The organism is Fulvivirga sp., from assembly GCF_040218215.1.
Classification (GTDB): domain Bacteria; phylum Bacteroidota; class Bacteroidia; order Cytophagales; family Cyclobacteriaceae; genus Fulvivirga.
In genome coordinates, this window is sequence record NZ_JAVJQL010000028.1 from 676,728 (window position 1) to 694,141 (window position 17,414).

Consider the following 17,414-nt stretch of genomic DNA (forward strand, 5'->3'; position numbering starts at 1 on the left):
CTCAACAATTAAAAACCTTGGTGTTATTGAGGTCGTTACTATCAGCTATAAATTAACTAAAACCATTATGTTGAAACAATTACTGTCACTTTCCCTTTTGATCATTTTCTCATTTCAGTCCAAAGCTCAGGAAGAATCTACTGAGCCTATTATGGACTGGGAAAAATATGACCCGCCATCAACTTTAGTAGTGCCTGAGCATGAGGTAAAAAGTGCTAAATATCCTTTTATTGATGTGCATAATCATCAGTTTTCTATGCCAACGCAGAACCTGAACGAGCTGGTAGCAGAAATGGACAAATTGAATATGGCCGTGATGGTGAACCTGAGTGGTAGAGGCAGAGGTTCCGAAGAGCATCTGAAGGGCGCTTTAGATAATGTAAATAAGACTGCTGTTAACCGATTTATTGTTTTTACCAATATTGATGTAAGCACAATAAATGAAGAAGGCTGGACCGAGAAAACAGTTAAGCAAATAGAGAATGATGTAAAGCTTGGTGCTAATGGACTAAAAATATATAAGAGCCAGACCATGGCGGTAGTAGATGGAGAAAGAATAGCCATTAATGATACTAGAATTGACCCGGTATGGGCAAAATGTGGTGAGCTTGGCATTCCAGTATTAATCCATGCAGCCGACCCTAAACCGTTTTGGGATGAGCATGATGAGAATAATGAAAGATGGTTAGAGTTAAAGGTGCGATCTGGCAGAAAACGTGGCGCTGACAACCCAGCGCCATGGGAAACTATCATTGCTGAACAGCACGATATCTTTAAAAAACACCCTGGCACAAAATTTATCAATGCGCACTTAGGCTGGTATGCAAATGACCTTGCCACCTTGGCTAAGTTGATGGATACTTATCCAAATATGTATGGTGAAATAGGAGCTGTTATTGCAGAGTTAGGTCGTCAGCCAAGAATGGCCAAAGCCTTTATGACCAAGTATCAGGACCGAGTGATGTTCGGTAAAGATGCCTGGAATCCTGAGGAGTATTATACCTACTTCAGAGTGCTGGAGACTGCCGATGAGTATTTCCCTTATTATAAAAGATACCATGCATTCTGGAAAATGTACGGTCTTGATTTAGATGATGAGGTACTGAAAAAGCTTTATTACAAAAATGCTTTGAAAGTGATCCCAAATATTGATAAGTCGTTGTTTCCGAAGTAATTAAGAGACGTCATATCGAAATGGAGTATAACGGAATGAGATATCTCCTTGTATGTAGCACCAGCTATAAGGGGATTTCTCACTTCACTGCGTTTCTATTTGAAGTAGCGTTAATGAAGGAGATTCCGGATATTTTTTTAATAAAAAATTCCGGAATGACGGTTTTAGGAAATTATTTCAATAATTCCTCGGTTGTCATACTATCATTTTTTTATATTCACTTTTTCAACCACCTAATTTTTTAATCATGACACTCGAAGACATCCAGACAGAAATCACCACACTAGAAGGCCAGCTTACAGGAGACATGTTTCAGGACATGGACATCAAAGACAAAATCCATAACCTTAAAATGAAGTTGAATGGCACTAAGCCAATGGATCAGATGATCGAGTGTGAAGGTTGCGGGTCGTAATGTAGGGGGAAACCTATAATCAATTCCTAATCCTAAGGCAATAATGCCTTCAATTAAATACCCTGCCAGCTCTTTTAGGCGGGCAGATGAAAATTTGGCGAGCGGAGGTGCGATGGAGCCCTGCGCGCGAGAAATTTTCAAAAGCTTTTTTGATTCGTTTTTTGGCTTATCAAAAAATGAATACTTAAAAATACTTTCATAGCCATTACAGAATAATGGAAAGCAAAAAAACACTCTACGATCTCACTAAAGAGGACTGGAATACCCTTTTCCCAGTGAAACTGCATGATCATAATCCTGAATGGAAAATGATTTTTAATCAGGAAAAAGAAGCCATTCTGGATAAGCTAGGTGACACGGTGCTCAGAATAGAGCACTTTGGTAGCACTTCTATCCCTAACATAAAAGCAAAGCCCTATATTGATATCATCATAGAAATTGAAAAGGAGAAGTTGTTTGATGAAGACATTATTTCAAAGCTTAGTGAATTAGAATATACACACTTCAAGGTTCCTGAAAGAAAAGGTATTGATTCTTATATGTCATTCGGGAAAGGCTATAATCTTGAAGGAGAAAACGGGCAGATTTTCCATATTCATATGTGTCCTAACGATAATGTCATGTGGAACCAGTTGAACTTTCGAGATTATTTGATTGCTAATCCAGAAAGAGCCAAGGCCTATGAAAAACTAAAGATGGAATTGGCAGCTAAATATGTGAATGACCGTGGTAATTATATGCTTTCCAAAACAGATTTTATTAAGGATACTTTAGAGCTAGTCAAATGAAAAAAATCTTAATGACTCGAAAAAATCAATCCATTTACGCTCTTATTATTCTTTGTACTTCTTGTGTTTTTATTCATGCGGATGACAGTATCGATTTGGGAGGACGATACAGATATTTACAAGATTATCCTCAATCAATAATTTATCATGAATCACGTGGGTATGAAGGTATAGGAATTGAAGTAATTCCAGGCCTCATAAAAAATTATGAATTTAACAAAAGGTATATCATTGCTAAAAGCAAAAATTTAGATAGCCATGACCTGGAATACTGGATTATTGATAAGGAACAGGAATTCACGAAAATTCATCCAGTGGATTCTTTGACTTTTTTCCACAGCCTAATTAATAACAAAATTGAACTCTCTTTAAAATAATCCATTGTTAAAAAAAATCCACCATATCGCAATCATTTGCTCTGACTATGAGAAGTCAAAGGCCTTCTACACGGAGATACTCGGGCTAGAAGTTATACAGGAAGCCTATAGAAAAGAGCGCGATTCTTACAAACTTGATCTTAGCCTTAATGGACAATATGTTGTTGAACTTTTCTCCTTCCCTAATCCGCCTCAGCGACCAACACAGCCAGAGGCCACTGGCCTGAGACATCTGGCATTTGAGGTGGAGAACATTGAGGAAGTTGCTGCTCATTTAAAAAGTAAAGGAGTAGAAACCGAACGTATCAGAATTGATGCACATACCGGCAAGAAATTCCTATTCTTCTCAGATCCTGATGGTCTGCCTCTTGAACTTTATGAAGTTTAAGTAGCTGACTGCAAGCTGACAATCAATCTCAAATCCATCAACGGTTACACATTCCACCATTTTTTCATGTATTTTCATCACATGAAAAAGCTAATACTTCTATTAACCCTATCTGTATTCATAGCAGCCACTGCAGATGCGCAAACAGGTGATCAAAAATATCTGCCAAAAGTCCAGTCTCTGGACAGCACCTTATATAATCTTTATGCCGTAATCTCCGGTGAAAAAGGTGAAAAACGAGATTGGGATTTGTTTAAATATCTATTCCATGCCGATGCACAGTTAATTCCTTCAGGAAAAAATCAAGAAGGTGTCATTGGCGCCCGGTACATGTCGCCCGATGGTTATGTAACCAGTTCTGGAAAATGGCTGGAAGAGAATGGCTTTTTCGAAAAAGAGATTTACAGAAAAGTAGACACCTTTGGCAACATCACTCAGGTGTTCAGCACCTATGAGTCATATCGTTCTGAGAAAGATGAGAAGCCCTTTGCCCGAGGTATTAATAGCATTCAGCTTTTGCATGATGGCAGTCGCTACTGGATTATTAACATCTACTGGATGGCCGAAACACCTGAAAACCCATTACCAGAAAAGTATTTGCCTAACTAATGCAACAACCGAGAATAGTCGAGATTAAAGAAAAACTGATGGTTGGCCATTGTATCACTACAAGCCTGGCAGAGAATGCTACATTCTCTCTATGGTCAAAATTTAGGGCACAACAATCAGCAATAAAAAACAAGCTGAATACCGACTTGTATTCTGTAGAAGTGTTTTCACCTGATCTAAAATTCAATGAGTTTATACCAACCACAAAATTTGAAAAGTGGGCAGCTGTAGAAGTGAGTGACCTAGATAATGTGCCTGAAGGAATGCAAACATTAACCATAGAGGCAGGACTTTATGCAGTATTTATCCACCATGGCCCTGCAAGCACTTTCCCTAAAACCGCACAATATATTCATGGCCAATGGATGCCTCAGTCAGCATATCAACTGGACCAAAGGCCACACTTTGAGATAATGACAGCAGAATATAAAGGACCCAATGACCCGGAAGCAGAAGAAGAGATTTGGGTTCCCATAAAGAAAAAATAAAATGAGCGGTACACTTAAGATAGCCATGGCTCAGATAGCGCCAGTTTGGTTGAATAAACAAAAAACATTAGAGAAAGTCATGTCTTCCATCTCAGAAGCTGGTGATCAAAACTGTGACCTGATAGTCTTTGGTGAGGGTCTATTGCCAGGCTATCCGTTCTGGTTAGCCATGACCAATGGTGCCGAATTTGAATCCAGCGTTCAGAAAGAAATTCATGCTCACTATATCAAAAGTGCCGTGCAAATTGAGTCAGGTGACCTTGTTGCGGTATGTAAAATTGCCAAAGAAAAATCGGTAGCCATCTATCTCGGAATTATAGAAAGGGCACAAAACAGAGGTGGGCACAGCATTTATTGCTCATTGGTTTACATTGACAAAAAAGGTATTATTCAATCTGTCCATAGAAAGCTACAGCCTACTTATGAAGAGCGCCTTACATGGGCACCCGGTGATGGTCATGGCCTTAGGGTGCATGCTCTGGAAAGTTTTACGGTGGGTGGACTCAACTGTTGGGAGAACTGGATGCCACTTGCACGAACTTCTTTATATGGAATGGGCGAAAATCTGCATATCGCAGTATGGCCCGGATCAGAGCATAACACCGTTGATATTACAAGATTTATCGCTAAAGAATCCCGATCTTTTGTCGTTTCTGTTTCTTCATTAATGAGAAAATCTGACTTCCCAACTGACACTCCTCATTTAGATAAGATTCTGGAAAATTCTCCAGAAATACTTGCCAATGGTGGCTCCTGCATTGCAGGGCCTGATGGACAATGGGTAATAGCACCAGTCAAAGATCAAGAGGGTTTAATCATTGCATCCATTGATATTCAAAAGGTGTATGAAGAAAGGCAGAATTTCGATCCATCGGGTCATTATTCAAGGCCTGATGTTACGCAGCTCACCGTAAATAGAGAAAGGCAGTCTGTCTTGAAAATTATTGACTAGAGTTACCGCACATATAATTCCCCTTTTACAATCTCAGGAGTTGACTAAATTGTGATTCAGAATTAATTGAACCTAAACCATGAGAAGAATTTTTTCACTCCTCTTCATTGCACTTATAGCGTGCAATGCCCCAGTCGAAAACACTGAAGTCAGCAGGTGGGAAGCACAGGCCACCAATGTAGAAATCATCAGAGATGACTTTGGCGTTCCACACATTTATGGAGAAACAGATGCCGATGCGGTATTCGGCTTGCTGTATGCGCAATGCGAAGATGACTTTAATAGAGTAGAACAAAACTACATCTGGGCCACCGGAAGACTGGCAGAAGTCGAAGGTGAAGAGGCCATTTATAGTGATCTCAGAGCAAAACTTTTCATGACTGAAGAAGAAGCCATTGCCAATTATGAAAAAAGTCCCGATTGGCTCAAAAAACTGTGTGATGCCTTTGCAGATGGTATCAACTACTACCTGCACACACACCCTGAAGTAAAACCAAAACTGTTGACACGTTTTGAACCATGGATGCCCATGTACTTTAGTGAAGGCTCAATAGGCGGAGATATTGAAAGGGTATCTACCAAAGGTATTAAAGAGCTGTATGAAAAAAATCTTGATCATGCCGTGGCAGCTGCGGATCCCGGTTTAATGCGATTGGATGACAACGAACCGAGGGGATCAAATGGGATAGCAGTTGCTGGTGAGCATACAGCATCCGGCAAGGCCATGTTGCTCATCAATCCGCATACCTCATTTTTCTTTAGAGGTGAAGTGCATGTGGTGAGTGAAGAAGGCCTCAATGCCTATGGAGCTGTAACCTGGGGTCAGTTTTTTGTATACCAGGGTTTTAATGAAAAAACTGGATGGATGCATACCTCCACTTACACTGATGTGATGGATGAATATGTCGAGACTGTGGTTAAAAACGAAAATGGGTACTTCTACAAGTATGGTAAAGAAGACAGGCCAGTTAAAAGTTTGGATGTGACTTTGAAGTATAAGGATGGTGAGGCGATAAAGGAAAGGGATTTCACCATGTATAGAACGCATCATGGCCCTATAACAGGAAACATTGATGGTAAGTGGGTGGCTACGGCCATGATGTGGGATCCTGTTAATGCGCTGATTCAGTCTTATACCAGAACAAAACAAGATGGTCATAAGTCGTTCAGGGAGATGATGAATATCCGAACAAACTCTTCCAACAATACGGTTTATGCTGATGCAGAAGGCAACATTGCCTATTATCATGGCAATTTCATTCCTAAAAGGGACACCGCATTCAATTATTTGGAACCTTTGGACGGCAGCAACCCTGCTACAGACTGGCAGCGACTACATACGGTAGATGAAAGTATAGTAGTGATTAATCCAGAAACAGGGTGGATTCAAAACTGTAATTCGACACCATTTACAAGTGCTGGTGAGTACAGCCCAAAAGTTGAAGACTATCCGGTTTACATGTCTGCAAACCAGGAGAATCATAGAGGGGTGCATGCTATTAAATTATTAAAAGAAGCAAATAACCTAACCCTTGATGGTCTTATCAAACTGGCTTATGATCCATGGATACCAGCCTTCGAAGCAACAGTTTCCGGGCTGATAAGCGCCCTTGAAAATAATAACGGTGATAGGGAGATTCTTGATTCACTAAAGGCCTGGGACTTTACTGTTTCTAAATCTTCCGTTCAGACTTCAATTGCCCACTTTTATTGTTTAAACTATATGCGTGATGGTCAATTTCCTGAAGGGTTGTCTTATATGGAAAGGTTGAACTATGCTGGCAGCGAATCGCCTGAAGCGGAAAGGTTAGCGATATTGCAAAAAACAATAGACCAGTTAAATGAGGACTTTGGCACCTGGAAAACACCATGGGGTGAGATTAATCGCTATCAGAGAATCAATGGTGACATCAGGCAAGATTTTAATGACAGCTTGCCGAGTATAGGTGTGGGTATGGCCAGTGGGCGCTGGGGGGCATTAGCATCATTTGGTGCGACATCATATGAAAACACAAAACGCATTTATGGCACTTCTGGCAATAGCTTTATAGCTGTAGTAGAATTTGGTGATAAGGTGAAAGCCAAATCATTACTGGCTGGTGGACAAAGTGGGGATCCAAATTCCCCCCATTTTGACGATCAGGCTCAGCGTTATGCTGACTGCCAGTTTAAGGATGTTGCTTACTACAAAGAGGATGTTGAGAAAAGAGCAGCAACCCGTTATCATCCAGGCGAAAAATAATTTGAGGCGGCCAATCAGAGATTAATAAAACTGAAAATAAATATTGTAATTTTCCTGTTGGATAACCACATCACTTAAAAAACAAAACCATGGCCAAATCGCAGGATGCCAAGAAAAGTGTTAAAAAGGAAGCCCTGAAAACACCCAAGGAAAAGAAAGAAGAGAAAAGACTGAAGAAAGCAAAGAAAAGATAACCACGCTAGACCCCAAGCCGAATAACCTGGCCTGGGGTCTTTCAACAAAGCCAACTAGTTCTTCGTATCTCCTTCATCCTTTGAACCAACTGTCTTAAGATCATTGGCTCTCATGAATTCCAATATGGCCCTGGCTTTATCGACTCCTAAATTCTGATCTGGCATTTTCACATCATTTTCATCTAACAGCTGATGTGCTATAGAATCATGTTCCACCATAACGCCAACGTTCAGAATCATATTCATAATCCATTCAGGACTTCTTCTATTGGTAATACCTGCCCAACCGGGGCCTATCAATTTGATCGAATCACTTCTGTGACAGTTATCACATCGCTTTTCAAAAATGATCTTGCCTTCAGAAATGAGCTCCACATCCAGCGGATCGCTAATGTCGATATAAGTAACATTTCCTTTCACGGTAGTATCACTTTCAATTTGTTCATCTTGATTATTCTCAGGTGGTGGCACGCTACAAGCAAGAAGTGACGATATTCCAAAGAGAATTATATAAAATGCTAAAATTTTCATGGCCGTGTTGTTTAGTTTGATCATTTAATTAATACCCATATTAGCATCATTATTAATCAAATGTTATGATCTGGCGCATGATCAAAACTGATATATATCAAGAAAACTAGTTTAGTAAAAAAACAGGTTTATTTGATTACTTACTTACTAGTAAGTATATTTACCATCAAATGGACACAAAAACTGAAATAATGGACTTAGCAGAGCAATTAATACGCTCCAGAGGCTATAATTCATTCAGTTATAAAGATATTTCCTCGGCACTGAACCTTAAAAATGCAGCCATTCACTATTATTTTCCTGCAAAGCATGACCTTGGTAGTGCTATTATCAATAGAACAAGATTGCGTTTTGCTCAACACATAAGTCAGTGGAAAACCGATGCCCCAAAGCGGCAGTTGGAACAGTTCATCAACACATACGAAAAGGCAAATCAAAAAGAGTTGATTTGTTTTATGGGCTCCCTTGGTCCTTCCTATAAAACTTTACCTGAGTCAATGCAAAAGGAATTGACAGCAGCCAGCTTTGAAATACGCAGCTGGATAAGGATCATTCTCAAAGCCGGACTGGCCGATGGAAGTTTTTCCTTTAATGAAAAACCTGAAGATAAAAGTGATGCTATCATAACATCACTATTGGCCTCACTCATTCTAAACCGGGTAACAGGAGAAAACATTTTAGCATCTGTTAAATCAGTAATATTCACAGGCCTTCAGAAAGAAGCGCTTTAAATTGACAAATTATGAAAGTTAGAAGAGTAGCAGTAACCGGACTAGGGGCTTTAACGCCCATAGGAAACAATGTTGAAGAATTTTGGAACAGCCTGATAGCTGGGAAGAGCGGCTCAGCCCCGATCACTAAATTTGACACTACATTATTCAAAACTAATTTTGCCTGCGAGCTAAAAAACTTTGACTTCGAAGACTACTTTGACAAAAAGACAATTCGAAAAAATGATCCCTTCACACTTTATGCATTAATTGCATCCAGAGAGGCCATGAAAGATGCCGCTTTTAATACAGAAGAACTGGACAACAATAAATGCGGGGTAATATGGGCTTCAGGAAATGGAGGCATTACCACCTTTGAATCCGAAATGCTGGAATATGCAGCTTCTGAAATTGGGCCACGCTTTAGCCCTTTCTTCATTCCAAAAATATTGTCGGATTCTCCTTCTGGTGCTATCGCATTAGAGCATACTTTTAGAGGCATAAATTACTGCACCGTATCGGCATGTGCTTCTGGTACAAGTGCGGTGATGGATGCTTTTAACTATATAAAATGGGGCAAGGCCAAGGTCATGATTGCCGGAGGCTCAGAGGCACCAATAACCCAGGCAGCTATTGGCGGTTTCAATGCCATGAAGGCACTATCTACAAGAAATGATGATCCGTCTACTGCCTCCAGACCTTTCGATCAGGAGCGTGATGGCTTTGTAATGGGCGAGGGAGCCGGAGCACTAATTTTAGAAGACTGGGATCATGCCATAGCACGAGGAGCCAAGATTTATGCTGAAGTAGTAGGTGCAGGCATGTCCAACGATGCCTATCACAGTACAGCGACTCATCCTGAAGGACTGGGAGCCAAGCTGGCAATAGAAATGGCCTTGGAAGATGCTGAGATTACCGCTGATAAAATTGATTATGTGAACATGCATGCGACCAGCACACCAGTTGGTGATTTATCAGAATTACATGCTCTGAAATCATTGGTTGGAAACGGCAAAACATTGCAGGTAAGTGCCACCAAATCAATGACTGGTCATTTACTTGGTGCGGCTGGTGCTATTGAGGCAGTAGCCACAGTTAAAGCCATGGTAGAGTCAACTATTCCGCCTACTATCAATACTAAAAATGTGGATGAGGCCTTGCCAGATGGTATAGATTTGACATTAGGCAAAGCGGTGAAAAAGGAAATGACTTATGCCATGAGCAATACCTTTGGTTTTGGTGGGCACAATGCGATTGCGTTGTTCAAGAAGGTTTAACTTATTTCTTCTATCAGGGAGATTCTCACGCCTTTGTCTTTATTGACAAAGGCTCAGAATGACCTAGATAATTCTAGAAGTCATCAACAATGGCTTCTACAACTTCTTCTTTATCCTTCTTGAGCTTATTGCGCATCAGGAAAGATTCGTATTTCATCTCAATCTTGTCTTTCTGGTAGGGAGTATAAGATAATCTGAGATTTTCAGCAGTCCAGTGGTAAAACCCCGACCTGTAGTGATACTCAGGCTCTCCAAAAGCAGTTTTTAACCCTTTGTATAAATTGGGGTCTTTATCTGTAACTACAATAATTTGAAATATAGAGTCTCTGTAAGTCTTTACCTCAAGGTCATAGATTTTTAAACTGCCTATGCTTTCATAGTACCCCTTTACTGGAACATATATTTTAGCTTCTGGAAACAATTTGTCATCAGTTTCCTTTTTGAACTCAAGCCCCTCATAGTCCAGCACAGAAGTATTCACTTTTATGTCTTTGAAGCCGTTGCGCTTGTCCAGTTCCCTAACGTCCTGCGCTTCAGCAAGCCCCGCCAAAAAAAGAAATAGCATCAAAATGGTAACTCTCATAGTATTACAATTTGATGCTAAAATAACGAACTGTGATTAGAAATCAACTGATGTTAGTTTTCATTAATGTTCTGCAAAACACTCTGTATCACCTCGTTTCCAAATGATTGCTTCTCAGCATTAAAGTTTATTGAAACCCGAATGGCCTTTAATCCATGAGCGCCTTGCAGTTCCTCAAGTTCCAGCCATTCTACTTCATCTTTAAGGTAATCTACCGACTGCAGGTATGAGATATAGCGCATATATTCATCAGCTTCTTTCTGTTGCGTGTAAACAATGGCCACCTTTCCAGGCTGCGTTAAGCGCTCTGTGCTATCTTTGATAAAGGCCTTATCAATTCGCTTCTTAACAATTTCATACCTGATATTATAAGCACCATCCACATCAAAATGCTTCTCGTCTTTTCTAAACTTAATAGACAACGGCTCACCATGCACCAAAATCAGCTGAGTGATATCCAAAGGAGTAGACAAAGTAGGCTGCAGGGCCTCCACTTTATTAGCAATTTCACACATAGTGATCAACTGCCAAAGTCTGAAGTTATTTAGATATAAGGTATTAAAGGTTTTATCCTTCACCATTGACTGCCCAAGATAGATGTTGTATTCAACGCCATCGGTCTTGTACTTTTCAAAATAATGTGGGAAGATCTGCTGAGCTTCCTCCTCCACGGTGTCTAAATAAGCACTTATGGTCTCATTGATGGTGGTAAGGCTTTGCTCAAAGTCTTTACGCTTATTATAAATAACCCCAAGTTCAGGATCCAACTGCTCCTCATACTTTTCAATGATACCTTTATGCTCAGCGTCTATTATTTTAAAATGGTTGAATGCAGGCACAATTTCATTCTTCAGAAAGTCCAACACAGAAGTTTCATCTCCTGAATTAAGCCCTTTACTGATTTTATTAAGCTCATTGTCAATTCTGAATCTCATCTCATTCAAAATCGGCATTTCCTGCTTGAGGGTAACAGCAGCTATAACCTTTTTAGCCTGCTTCAAATTATCAATAAGGTCTTTCTGAATGGCAGTATTTCGCTCATTGGATGAATTGCGAATATCTGACAAGCCATATAGTGGATAAACCCCAGGGAACGTAATATCAGACAAAGTCACTTTTTTACCAGAATTCCTCTTGCCTAAAATCTTATAGCCTTCTTCCAAAAATTTCCATTCCACGCTCGGGTGAATTGCTGTGCATTCTTCCTGAATAATGGCCCGAACTTCAGTCTTCATATCCTCAAGCACGCGCCTTACTGCAGCAGTAAACATTGGCAATACAGCCTCCATTTTACTGGCACTGATAGGATTCAATTTACTGGCATATGGAGTTCCTAACTCAAGCATGCCTATGACCTCATTGTCATATATCAAAGGGGCTATTGCTACATTATTTACTCCCTGATTTATCAAACTTGTTTCTACATGGGTCTTATTAGCCATTTTAGAAAGGTCTTCAATAATTACAGGTCGTTGCTGCCGAAATGCCTTGTCATACATTGATCCTGCAAAATAGTTACATGAAAGACCCTCTGGCTCGCATGGCATCATAAAACTGTTCCAATTACTTAAGCCCTGATTAGAAATAATATTATTATCAACATCAAAAAAGGAAAGACCTAACTTCATTTCAGGAAGTTTGAAAATGGACCTTATCTTTTTCTGAATAGTTTCGAAGCTCATTGGACAGGTGACGGCATCCTTTTTCAGTAAGTCGTATTTTATCGAAGAAATCATTTCTTCAACCGTTACCTCGACAAGCCGGCATATATTAAAGCCCTGAAACACAAAATTACTTGGGTCTATGTGCTGCAGCCACAGCTCAGTATTGTAAAGGTCATCCATCATGAGGCTCAGATTCTCTTCACTGATGGGCTTAATTTCACCCACATTTATAACATCTACAAAGTCTGAGCTAAAGTCCACTTTGTATATTCTATCAAGACCTGTTGTTGTATCAGGTATAGTCACTAACATCGGGTCGTCCAGCTCTATGTTAGTGTTATAGAATTTTTTAAGAATAAGCGTAGAGGCCTTCACAATCTTACCAGCGGACATATTCTTAGCCTGATTTTTAAGCATAATGTCTTCCCTGATCTTATCTAAAGGAAGAACTGCTTTAAAACCTTCTGTCGCGAAAAACCCTTTGAAATTAAAAGGCACGAGCCCAGCTGAGAGTTCTGTGTCTACTAAAGCACTCGGAATAATGGCACTCATCAAAAAGCCGACAAGCGCTTTATGTTTTTCTAATGCTGCAAGATCATCAACAGGCTGTTTTAATTCCGGAGCCTCTTCTATTAACTTTAATATATGGTCGGTGGGATAAAGGCCGATACCATTATCCTTCCTGAGGTTGCTTTCCCAATATTCTACCAATGAACTTAAGTTCAATTGAGATTTGAAAGGAAAAGTATCTATAGGTAAATTTTTATTCATGTTCTTCTGGTTGATAGAATGAAGAACGAGAATGATTCTAAATAAGTTTAACCAAAGTGACTATTCTGCAACCTCCACGACCATTTCTATCTCAACAGCAATATTTGATGGTAGAGAAACCATGCCTACCGCTGCTCTGGCATGTTTACCTTTATCACCAAAAATTTCTACTAATAGATCCGAGCAGCCATTGATAACCTTTGGTTGATCGAGAAAGTCTGCGGTACAATTGACCATGCCTTTGACCTTAACAATTCTTACTACCTTATTGAGGTCTCCAATTTCTGCTTTTAAGGAAGAAAGCACGGCAATGGCTGCCACACGCGCTGCCTCATAACCCTCCTCCACAGTCATGTCTGCTCCTAACTTTCCTTTAATGGATGTGCCGTCAGCTTTAGAAGGCCCATGACCAGCCATAAAAACAAGATTACCTGTTCTCACAGCCTTAACATAATTGGCTATGGGCGGACTTGGTTCAAAAAGCTGAATATTTAATTTTTTAATATTCTCTTCCGCAGTTTGCGCAAAAGCGTAAGTAGAGGCAACAAGTAATAAAATGAGTAGTATTGATTTTTTCATAGGAGTTAATTTTAATAGGTAATTTCATAATTTTAGAATACTAATCCTACCAATATGAAAAATCGTTGTAGCTGGGCCGAAGGTCAATTTGCTGATTATGTAAAATATCATGATGAAGAATGGGGCGTTCCGGTGCGCGATGATAAAACGCATTTCGAATTTCTGATTTTGGAAGGCGCTCAGGCAGGGTTAAGCTGGGCAACAGTACTTAAAAAAAGAGAAGGCTATAGAAAGGCCTTTGCCAACTTTGAAGTAGAAAAGGTGGCAAAATACGATGAAGCAAAAATTCTAACGCTCATTGATAACCCGGAGATAATCAGAAACAAGCTGAAAATAAGAGGTGCAGTTACCAATGCTCAAAAATTCATAGAGGTGCAAAAAGAATTTGGCTCGTTTGATAAATATATATGGCAATTTGTAGGCGGCAAACCGATAGTAAACAAGTGGCAATCGATGAAAGAGTGTCCCGCCACAACACCGGAATCAGATGCGCTGAGTAAGGATTTGAAAAAACGTGGATTTAAGTTTGTAGGAAGCACCGTAATTTATGCGCACATGCAGGCCTGCGGCTTGGTCAATGATCATGTATTAAGCTGCTTTCGCTACCACGAAGTTTAGATCTTTTTTACAATCTCGCTTTTAGGAAATTTAATCAACCAAAGCCCTGCAAGGCTGTCATTCTCAGCCTGTGGTTTAGTGTAGATTAAAAACTGATCACCTTCTTTTTGGATATTGTCAGTGCCATTAGGGTTGAACTCATAGGCCTCGTATAATTTAAGCTCTACTTCAGATAAGTCATCTTTACTCGTGAGATTTGAGATCTCACATTTACATGCGGTTTTAACAGAATCGATATTGTCGCTATCGACTGATTCTAAAACCAATCTGCCTTCTTCCAGAGCTTTTTTATAAATATCCTCCTGGCTGATCTTTTTAATCTTCCGGTCTTCCATTTCCTCATGTAGTGCCTTTCGCTGATCTTCAGGAAGTTGCCCTCCACATGAAGCAGCCACTATTACGGTGAGTGTTAAAATCACAAAATATCTCATGTCATTCGATTTAATACAAAATTACTATAAAATGATGCTATTTGTTAGTTTTGCTGTCTTAATCGTAATCCTTATGATCGCTAAATTAGAAGAGCTTAAACAAAGATTTGAAGAGGTGGGGCAGCTTATAGTACAGCCGGACGCCATGTCTGATATGAAAAAGTATTCGCAGCTCAATAAAGAATATAAAGACCTTGAGAAAATCGTTACACAATACAATACTTACAGCGATATTCTTTCTAATATAAAAAGTGCCAAAGATGTATTGAAAACGGAGAAAGACGAAGAGTTCCGTGAGATGGCCAAGATGGAACTTGATGAGCTGGAACCTGAAAAGGAGCGCATGGAAGCGGTGCTTAAAGAAATGATGATCCCTAAAGACCCTAATGATGATAAGGAGGCAATCTTGGAAATTAGAGCGGGTACTGGGGGCGATGAGGCGGCTATTTTTGCTGGCGACCTTTTCAGAATGTACCAAAGATTTTGTGAGAAGAGAGGATTGAAACTTACAGTATTGGATCTTACTGAAGGTACAAGCGGTGGGTATAAGGAAATTGTAAGTACGGTAACAGGCCATGAGGCTTATGGTACTCTAAAATTTGAATCCGGGGTTCACCGTGTTCAGCGTGTACCACAGACAGAAACACAGGGCAGGGTTCATACATCAGCGGCCACGGTAGCGGTTTTACCCGAAATGGACGAGGTAGATGTGGAAATTGATATGAATGATGTGCGAAAGGATACCTTCTGCTCATCTGGACCCGGTGGACAATCTGTAAACACCACCTATTCCGCGGTACGATTAACACACGCACCTAGCGGTCTGGTAGTATCTTGTCAGGATCAGAAGTCTCAGATCAAAAACTTTGAAAAAGCACTTAAAGTGCTGCGCTCAAGACTTTATGAAATAGAATTGGCCAAACATAACGAAGCAGTTGGTGCTCAAAGAAAATCTATGGTAGGTAGCGGTGACCGTTCTGACAAAATCAGGACCTACAACTACCCACAGAGTAGGGTAACTGACCACCGTATCAACTATAGCCAGCACAATTTGCCTGCTGTTATGGATGGTGAAATAGATGAATTTATCAGCCAGCTAAGAATAGCAGAAAGTGCTGCAAAAATGGAAGATGGGGCAATGGAATAATCCATGGTTTGCATCGTTAACATAAAATCTTGAAGCGGTTATTAGTTATTCCAGTATTGTATTGTCTCTTTTTCTCGTGTACGCCAGAAGAAGAGAAATTTACTTTTGACTCGACCGCCAGCCTTAGATTTTCTGCTGACACCATATATTTTGATACTTTATTCAGCACCATTGGTAGTGTTACCAAAAGGTTCAGGGTGTATAATGATGCTGAAAATGCAGTAAATATCAGCAGCGTTTCACTTGGCTCAGGTAGTGGTTCTTCATATTCCATTTTTGTCAATGGCATAGCAGGCCCTGAAGTTGAGAATGTGCGCCTTTTGGGTAAAGACAGCCTGTTAGTGTTAGCAGAAGTGACCATTGACCCTCAAGATCAGGATTTGCCCTTTGTAGTTTCTGATCAGGTAAATTTCAATACCAATGGCAACCTGCAGTCCGTTGAGCTGGTTTCATGGGGGCAGGATGCCAATTTCTTAAGGGATTCGGTATTGGTTTGTAACACCACCTGGACAGCAGAAAGGCCTTATGTGCTTTACAACTCAGTTTTGATAGAAGAAGGCTGCACATTGACTGTTGAAGAAGGCACACGCATTTACTCCCACAATGGTTCTTTCATATTTATACAAGGAACCATTTTAGCCAATGGCACGGCAGAAAACCGAGTAACATTTACAAATGACCGCTTTGATGAACAGTTTGCTGATGCTCCCGGGCAGTGGGGTGGGCTCATATTTTTAGTAGGCAGCAACAGCAATCAAATTGACTTCGCAGATATAAGAAATGCCAATGTGGGCATCTATTTAGGCACACCGGATGATGACGATGAACCAGATTTACGCCTTACCAACACGCGCATTGAGAACATGGGTGGTAATGAGCTGATCCCGAGTATTGATAGTCTGGTGCAGCCAGGTTTTGGTTTGTTGGCCATCTCTTCAGACCTGTATGCAGCCAATGTTTTGATCAATAACTGTCAGTTAAATGCAGTAGGTAATCTTGCTGGTGGTAATTATACCTATGAGCACTGTACATTCGCCAACTTCTCATTCAACTTTTTCCGCAGAGACCCTGTACTTGTGTTGTCTGACAACCTCTTGCTGGGCGATAATTCAGTTTTGTTAGGTGACCTTAACTTCTCCATGACCAATAGCATTGTTTGGGGAAGCCTTAGAGACGAACTTTTAATTAGTAATTCCGGGGAAACCAGCACAGAAATACTGTTTACCAATAACATCCTAAAAAGCCAGAATAATGCCTTCGCTGATGTGGATAACCTCCTCAATGAAGACCCTAAATTCTTTGATCCAGGCGAATTCAACTTTCAACTGGATACGCTCTCACCAGCCAAAGATACGGCCATTGACTTAGGAATATTAATTGACCTTGAGGGCACCAATCGTGATGATAAACCCGATATAGGCGCATTTGAAAGAAAAGAAAATTAAGCCCTGAAACCATTTAAGACGCTGATGGTTT

General features: G+C 40.2%; 19 protein-coding genes. 14 read left to right on the forward strand and 5 right to left on the reverse strand.

Features of this window, described 5'->3' with window-relative positions; all coding sequences use genetic code 11:
- Positions 1-67: 67 nt before the first annotated feature.
- The 9 genes from RIB54_RS21255 (at position 68) to RIB54_RS21295 (ending at position 7,433) form a co-directional block, all read left to right on the forward strand.
- Positions 68-1,174 carry an amidohydrolase family protein gene (locus RIB54_RS21255; RefSeq protein ID WP_350102903.1) on the forward strand — a complete coding sequence of 369 codons (1,107 nt, stop codon included), beginning with the start codon at positions 68-70 and terminating at the stop codon, positions 1,172-1,174.
- Between the two features lie 247 nt (positions 1,175-1,421).
- On the forward strand, positions 1,422-1,589 hold the full coding sequence (locus RIB54_RS21260; protein WP_350102904.1) for a hypothetical protein: 168 nt from the start codon (positions 1,422-1,424) through the stop codon (positions 1,587-1,589).
- 215 nt (positions 1,590-1,804) lie between these two features.
- Positions 1,805-2,377 (forward strand): GrpB family protein, encoded by a 573-nt coding sequence (locus RIB54_RS21265; protein WP_350102905.1) that lies wholly within the window; start codon positions 1,805-1,807, stop codon positions 2,375-2,377.
- A complete protein-coding gene (locus tag RIB54_RS21270) occupies positions 2,374-2,754 on the forward strand; it encodes a DUF3997 domain-containing protein (RefSeq protein ID WP_350102907.1) in 381 nt (126 codons plus the stop codon). The genes RIB54_RS21265 and RIB54_RS21270 overlap by 4 nt, the downstream gene beginning before the upstream one ends.
- 4 nt (positions 2,755-2,758) lie before the next feature.
- On the forward strand, positions 2,759-3,142 hold the full coding sequence (gene gloA2 / locus RIB54_RS21275) for an SMU1112c/YaeR family gloxylase I-like metalloprotein (protein ID WP_350102909.1): 384 nt from the start codon (positions 2,759-2,761) through the stop codon (positions 3,140-3,142).
- Between the two features lie 81 nt (positions 3,143-3,223).
- Positions 3,224-3,751 carry a hypothetical protein gene (locus RIB54_RS21280; RefSeq protein WP_350102910.1) on the forward strand — a complete coding sequence of 176 codons (528 nt, stop codon included), beginning with the start codon at positions 3,224-3,226 and terminating at the stop codon, positions 3,749-3,751.
- Positions 3,751-4,239: a GyrI-like domain-containing protein gene (locus RIB54_RS21285; RefSeq protein ID WP_350102911.1), complete on the forward strand. Its 489-nt coding sequence runs from the start codon at positions 3,751-3,753 to the stop codon at positions 4,237-4,239. The genes RIB54_RS21280 and RIB54_RS21285 overlap by 1 nt, the downstream gene beginning before the upstream one ends.
- Before the next feature lies 1 nt (position 4,240).
- A complete protein-coding gene (locus tag RIB54_RS21290) occupies positions 4,241-5,191 on the forward strand; it encodes a carbon-nitrogen hydrolase family protein (protein WP_350102913.1) in 951 nt (316 codons plus the stop codon).
- Between the two features lie 79 nt (positions 5,192-5,270).
- A complete protein-coding gene (locus RIB54_RS21295) occupies positions 5,271-7,433 on the forward strand; it encodes a penicillin acylase family protein (protein WP_350102914.1) in 2,163 nt (720 codons plus the stop codon).
- A gap of 248 nt (positions 7,434-7,681) precedes the next feature.
- Here the strand turns inward: RIB54_RS21295 and RIB54_RS21300 are convergent, their stop codons facing one another.
- A complete protein-coding gene (locus RIB54_RS21300; protein WP_350102915.1) occupies positions 7,682-8,158 on the reverse strand; it encodes a c-type cytochrome in 477 nt (158 codons plus the stop codon).
- Positions 8,159-8,328: 170 nt separating this feature from the next.
- Between RIB54_RS21300 and RIB54_RS21305 the strand changes: the two genes are divergently transcribed.
- Together RIB54_RS21305 and fabF are read left to right on the forward strand one after the other, a co-directional pair.
- Positions 8,329-8,889 (forward strand): TetR/AcrR family transcriptional regulator, encoded by a 561-nt coding sequence (locus RIB54_RS21305; protein ID WP_350102917.1) that lies wholly within the window; start codon positions 8,329-8,331, stop codon positions 8,887-8,889.
- Between the two features lie 11 nt (positions 8,890-8,900).
- Complete coding sequence (gene fabF / locus RIB54_RS21310; RefSeq protein ID WP_350102918.1) at positions 8,901-10,145, forward strand: beta-ketoacyl-ACP synthase II; 1,245 nt, start codon at positions 8,901-8,903, stop codon at positions 10,143-10,145.
- A 73-nt stretch (positions 10,146-10,218) separates the two neighbouring features.
- Here fabF and RIB54_RS21315 read toward each other — a convergent pair whose 3' ends face one another.
- The 3 genes from RIB54_RS21315 to RIB54_RS21325 are packed head-to-tail and all read right to left on the reverse strand — an operon-like array spanning position 10,219 to position 13,742.
- Complete coding sequence (locus RIB54_RS21315) at positions 10,219-10,728, reverse strand: hypothetical protein (protein WP_350065715.1); 510 nt, start codon at positions 10,726-10,728, stop codon at positions 10,219-10,221.
- A gap of 53 nt (positions 10,729-10,781) precedes the next feature.
- Positions 10,782-13,163 carry a GAF domain-containing protein gene (locus RIB54_RS21320; protein WP_350102919.1) on the reverse strand — a complete coding sequence of 794 codons (2,382 nt, stop codon included), beginning with the start codon at positions 13,161-13,163 and terminating at the stop codon, positions 10,782-10,784.
- A gap of 60 nt (positions 13,164-13,223) precedes the next feature.
- Positions 13,224-13,742 (reverse strand): RidA family protein, encoded by a 519-nt coding sequence (locus RIB54_RS21325; protein ID WP_350102920.1) that lies wholly within the window; start codon positions 13,740-13,742, stop codon positions 13,224-13,226.
- Between the two features lie 54 nt (positions 13,743-13,796).
- Here RIB54_RS21325 and RIB54_RS21330 point away from each other — a divergent pair, with 54 nt between their 5' ends.
- On the forward strand, positions 13,797-14,360 hold the full coding sequence (locus tag RIB54_RS21330; protein WP_350065721.1) for a DNA-3-methyladenine glycosylase I: 564 nt from the start codon (positions 13,797-13,799) through the stop codon (positions 14,358-14,360).
- On the opposite strand, the gene RIB54_RS21335 is transcribed toward RIB54_RS21330, so the two are convergent.
- A complete protein-coding gene (locus RIB54_RS21335) occupies positions 14,357-14,791 on the reverse strand; it encodes a hypothetical protein (protein WP_350065722.1) in 435 nt (144 codons plus the stop codon). The genes RIB54_RS21330 and RIB54_RS21335 overlap by 4 nt on opposite strands.
- Positions 14,792-14,864: 73 nt before the next feature.
- Here RIB54_RS21335 and prfA point away from each other — a divergent pair, with 73 nt between their 5' ends.
- A complete protein-coding gene (gene prfA, locus RIB54_RS21340) occupies positions 14,865-15,938 on the forward strand; it encodes a peptide chain release factor 1 (RefSeq protein WP_350065724.1) in 1,074 nt (357 codons plus the stop codon).
- A 29-nt stretch (positions 15,939-15,967) separates the two neighbouring features.
- Complete coding sequence (locus tag RIB54_RS21345; RefSeq protein ID WP_350102922.1) at positions 15,968-17,383, forward strand: beta-helix domain-containing protein; 1,416 nt, start codon at positions 15,968-15,970, stop codon at positions 17,381-17,383.
- Positions 17,384-17,414 lie beyond the last annotated feature (31 nt).